The sequence below is a fragment of the Rhizobacter sp. P3_B12 genome (assembly GCF_056402895.1).
Map to the genome: position 1 here is coordinate 1 of NZ_JBFUGN010000460.1, position 4781 is coordinate 4781.

Here is a 4781-nt window from a genome sequence, read left to right on the forward strand (position 1 = left end):
ATCACCAGGTCGGCGAGCTGGAGCGCCACTACCTGTCGAACCGCGACGACCAGCTGCGCTTCGGGCTGCTGACCGACTGGCGCGACGCACCCGACCAGTCGCTCGAGACCGATGCGGTGCTGCTCGCGGCGGCCCGCGACGAGGTGGCGCGCCTGAACCTGCGCTATCCGCTGCCCGGTAGCGGCATGGCCACCGAAGACCGCTTCTACCTGTTCCATCGCAACCGCTGCTGGAACGCCGCCGAAGGCGCCTGGATGGGCTGGGAGCGCAAGCGCGGCAAGCTCGACGAGTTCAACCGCCTGTTGCTCGGCGAGCCGGGCACCTCGTACGTGTTCGAGGACGGCAGCGCCGAGCGCGTGCCGCGCGGCGTGCGCTACGTGATCACGCTCGATGCCGACACGCGCATGCCGGTCGGCTCGGTCGCCCGCCTGGTCGGCACCGCGGCGCACCCGCTGAACCGGCCGCAGATCGACGCGCAGACCGGCCGCGTCGCGCGCGGTTACGCGCTGTTCCAGCCTCGCATCTCGTTCCTGCTGCCGCAGGCCGAAGACCATTCGGTGTTCCGCTGGATCTTCTCGAGCGGTGCCGGCGTCGACCCGTACGCCGCCGCCATCTCCGACACCTACCAGGACACCTTCGGCGAGGCCACCTACACCGGCAAGGGCTTGTACGACCTGCAGGCCTTCCACACCGCGCTGTCGGGCCGGGTGCCGGAGAACGCGCTGCTCAGCCACGACTTGTTCGAGAGCGCGTTCGCGCGCTGCGCGCTGGTCAGCGACGTCGCGTTCTTCGAGGATTCTCCATCGCATTCCGAGGTCGCCGCGGCGCGCTCGCACCGCTGGGTGCGGGGCGACTGGCAGCTGCTGCCGTGGCTGCTGGGCGTGCGCGCCGAGCCGCTGTCGCCGCTGAACCGCTGGAAGATGCTCGACAACCTGCGGCGCTCGCTGCTGCCGATCGCGTCGTTCGCGCTCGTCGTCGCGGCCTTCATCGACCCGGCCGCGCAGCCGCTCGCCTGGCTCGCGCTGGTGCTCGCGTCGATCAGCCTGCCGGGGCTGCTCGGCTGGTTCTCGGCGCTGTTCGCACCGGTGCCGAAGGGCGTGCGCAGCAACCGGCCGATCCAGCTGACGCGCGAGCTCGGGCTGGTCGCCGGCCATGCGCTGATCGAACTGGTGCTGCTCGCGCAGAGCGCCTGCGTGATGGCCGACGCCATCGTGCGGGCGGTGTGGCGCACCTTCGTCTCGCAGCGCAAGATGCTCGAATGGCGCACCGCGGCCCAGGCCAAGGCGGCGGCGGGCGGCCAGCTGCGGCAGTTCAGCTGGGCCATCAGCAGCGCGACGCTGCCGCTGATCGCGTCGAGCGCGCTGATCCTGCTGTTCAATCGCGATGCGATCGTGGCCGCCGCACCGCTGCTGGCCGCCTGGTGGCTGGCGCCGGTGATCGCGGTCGCGATCAGCTCGCCGGTGCTGCTGGCGGCCCGGCTCGCCGGCGACCACGACCTGCGCGAGTTCCGCCGCATCGCGCGCCGCACCTGGCGCTTCTTCGAGGACTATGTCGGCCCGGCCGACAACCACCTGCCGCCCGACAACGTGCAGTACGAGCCGGAAGAGGTCGTCGCGCACCGCACCTCGCCGACCAACATCGGCCTGTACCTGCTGGCGCTGACGCGCGCGCGCGACCTGGGCTGGCTGGCCGGCGGCGATTTCCTCGGCCGCATGAAGGCCACGCTCGGCAGCATGGCGAAGCTGGAAACGTACAACGGCCACCTGCTGAACTGGTACGAGACCCAGTACCTGCGGCCGCTGGAGCCGCGCTACGTGTCGTCGGTCGACAGCGGCAAYCTGGCGGCGCACCTGGTCGTCGTGGCCCGCGCGCTGCAGGAAGAGCGCGTGCGCCCGGTGGTCGGGCCCGAGCGGCTGGCCGGCCCGCGCGACAGCTTCCTGGAGCTGCAGGCGGCGTGGCGCAGCGTGCGCGCCGGCAGCCCGCGCGGCGACAAGGGCAGCGCGCCGCGCGGCAACGTGAGCCCGGCCGAGATCGATCGCGCGGTCGCCGACCTCGGCAGCAAGCTGCTGCAGGCCGATCCGGCGACACCGGCGGATGCCGGTCGAGCGCTCGCCGGTGCCGCGCAGCTGGCGCTGCACCTGAAGGAGCTGCTCGAGGCCTATGCCTTCGGCAGCGCCGACGGTGCCGCCCAGGGGGCCGGCGCGTTGAAGCCGGTCGTCGACGAGGCCGGGCGGCTGTGCCATGTGCTCGCGGCGCACCTCGACGACCTGCAGCGCCACTGCCCGTGGGCGGTCGAGGCGGCCTTCAGCACGCTGCAGCAGCAGGCGCCCGAGGTGTTCAAGGGCCCGCTGGCCGAGTTGCTCGCGGCGGTGCCGCGGGTCGGCGAGGTGCCGGCACACCTGGCCAACGTCGAGGCGGCGCTGCTGCAGGTGCAGCATCTGCAGGGCCAGGCACCGGCCACGGCGACGCTGCTGGCCGCGGCGCTGAAGGCCTGCACCGAGGCGCGCACCGCGACCGCCGTCTGGCTCGCCGACCTGGACACCTGCGCGGCGCAGGCCGAGGCGGCCTGGCGCGGCATGGAGTTCGGCTTCCTGTTCGATGCCCGGCGCAAGCTGTTCTCGATCGGCTACCGCGTCGCCGAGCACCAGCTCGACGAAGGGCGCTACGACCTGCTGGCCTCCGAGTCGCGGCTCGGCAGCTACCTCGCCGCCGCCAAGGGCGACGTGCCGGTCGACCACTGGTTCCGGCTCGGCCGCCACATGGGGCTCGTCGCCTCCGGCCCGGTGCTGATCTCGTGGTCGGGCTCGATGTTCGAGTACCTGATGCCGGCGCTGGTGATGAAGACGCCGCCCGGCAGCCTGCTGCACCAGACCTGCCGCAACGCGATCGCCGAGCAGATCCGCTACGGGCGCGAACAGAACGTGCCCTGGGGCATCTCCGAATCGGGCGTCAACGTGCGCGATGTGGAGCTGACCTACCAGTACGGGCCGTCCGGCGCGCCGGCGCTGAGCCTGAAGCGCGGCATGGACCGGCAACTGGTGGTCGCGCCCTATGCCACCGCGCTGGCCGCGCCGTTCGCGCCGGCCGAGGTGCGGCAGAACTTCACCGCGCTGGCCAAGCTCGGCGCCCTCGGGCCGCACGGCTTCTACGAGGCGATCGACTTCACCGCCGAGCGGCTCGGCGAAGACGAGAAGTGCGCCATCGTCAAGAGCCACATGGCGCACCACCAGGCGATGAGCCTGCTCGCACTGACGCAACTGCTGACGACCGACAGCCTGGCCGACCGCTTCCACCGCGAGCCCGAGATGAACGCCTTCGACCTGCTGCTGCAGGAGCAGGTGGCCGGCTCGGTCGTGATCGCGCGCGACAGCACCGCGGCACCCGAGCGCCACGAGAAGCTCGCGCGCCATTCCACGCAGCGGGTGCGCCGCGTGCAGGCCACCGACGTGCGCCGCCCCGCCGTGCACCTGATGTCGAACGGCCGCTACGCGACCGCGCTGACGGCCAGCGGCTCCGGCTACAGCGAATGCGCCGACCTCGACATCACGCGCTGGCGCGAGGACCGCGTGCTCGACGACTGCGGGCTCTTCATCTACCTGCGCGATGCCGATTCGGGCGTGCTGTGGTCGGCCACGCTCGCGCCGACCTTCAGCGAGCCGGACTACCAGTCGGTYGAGTTCGCCGAGGCGCGTGCGCAGTTCGACCTGCGCCAGCACGGCATCCGCAGCAGCCTGGAGGTGGTGGTCGCCCAGCAGGAGGATGCCGAGATCCGCACGCTGAAGCTGAGCAACGAGGGCCATGGCGTGCGCCGCATCGAGGTCAGCGCGCTCGGCGAGGTGGTGCTGAACCAGCGCAATGCCGACATGGCGCACCCGGCCTTCTCGAACCTGTTCATCACCACCGAGTACGACGCGGCGCGCGGTGCGCTGCTGGCCACGCGGCGCCCGCGCGCCTCGCACGAGGCGGCGCCCACGGCGATCCTCGGCGCCGTGGTCGAGGGCACGCAGGCCGGGCCGCTGTCGTACGACACCGACCGCCGCACGGTGATCGGGCGCGGCCGCGGCAAGCGCGAACCGCTCGCGATGACCGAGCAGGGCGGCCTCGCGATGACGACCGGCGCGGTGCTCGACCCGGTGCTGTGCCTGCGCCAGACGATCGAGCTGAAGCCCGGCCAGTCGGCGCGGGTGGCCTTCGTGCTGGCCTTCGGCACCGACCGCGAGAGCGCGAGCCGCACCTGGCAGCGCCTCGGCTCGTTCAGCGCGCTGCAGCGCGAGATCTCGCGCTCGTGGGTGTATGCGCAGGCCAAGCTGCACCAGCTGGGCATCGGCAGCGAGGAGGCGACGCACTTCCAGGCGCTGTCGTCGTACCTGATGTTCTCGGACACCACGTTCCGCCCCGGCACCGAGTTCATGCGCGGCAACCAGCTGTCGCAGCGCGCGCTGTGGCGCTACGGCATCTCGGGCGACCGGCCGATCCTGCTGGTCACCATCGATTCGAACGACGACCTGCCGCTGGTGCAGCAGATGGTGCGCGGCCACCACTTCTGGAAGGCCCGCTCGTTCGAGGTCGACATCGTGGTGCTGAACGACCGCGCGACCTCGTACTCCGACGACATGCAGCACGCGATCGAGAACATGGTGCGGCAGGCCGGTGCCGGCCCCGACGCGCCGGCGGCCGGCGGCCGCATCTACGTGCTGCGCGGCGACCGCCTGCCCGACGATGAACGCCGCCTGCTGATGACGCTGTGCCGCGTGCTGCTGCGCGGCGGCCAGGGGCTGCTC

The 4781-nt window shown here is 72.0% G+C and carries 1 protein-coding gene; it reads left to right on the forward strand.

The genetic code is table 11. The features are described 5' to 3' along the window. The coding region (locus AC1D01_RS21155) for a glucoamylase family protein (protein ID WP_477869755.1) at positions 1-4781 on the forward strand (4781 nt) is incomplete at both ends.